General features: G+C 45.5%; 1 protein-coding gene. It reads left to right on the forward strand.

Annotated features, from left to right (window positions below; all coding sequences use genetic code 11):
* Positions 1-27: 27 nt before the first annotated feature.
* Positions 28-365, forward strand: a 338-nt coding sequence (locus C6N31_RS42630; protein WP_198359679.1) for a hypothetical protein, incomplete at its 3' end; no start/stop codon positions are given.

Genomic DNA, 365 nt, shown 5'->3' on the forward strand with positions numbered 1-365 from the left:
CTCTGTTTATTTGATTGCCTTGGTACGATGGAATCGGAAAGAGGAAAGATGATGGTGAGAAATTTGGTGATCGGAATGCTTTTTATCACGGTTATCACTCCGCTGTTCATGGACACTGACAGAATCCCCTCCTTCAGGCCTTCAGCTCCAAGAGATCAGTTTCGCGAAGATATTATGCCTCTCACCGTCCTGGCCGACAGCACCCACCTCAATGCTTTATCCACTCAGGAAACATCGTTCGTACTTAAAGAGTTTACGGGAATCGTGCAGAGCGATAACAATGGAGAATTACTAAATGCGACAATTGAAGATTCTGCAGATTCGCAATCAGGAGGTTCAAGGGAGCATGCTTCTTCCAATGTGAG

This window comes from Streptomyces fildesensis (assembly GCF_016107395.1).
Lineage (GTDB): Bacteria > Actinomycetota > Actinomycetes > Streptomycetales > Streptomycetaceae > Actinacidiphila > Actinacidiphila fildesensis.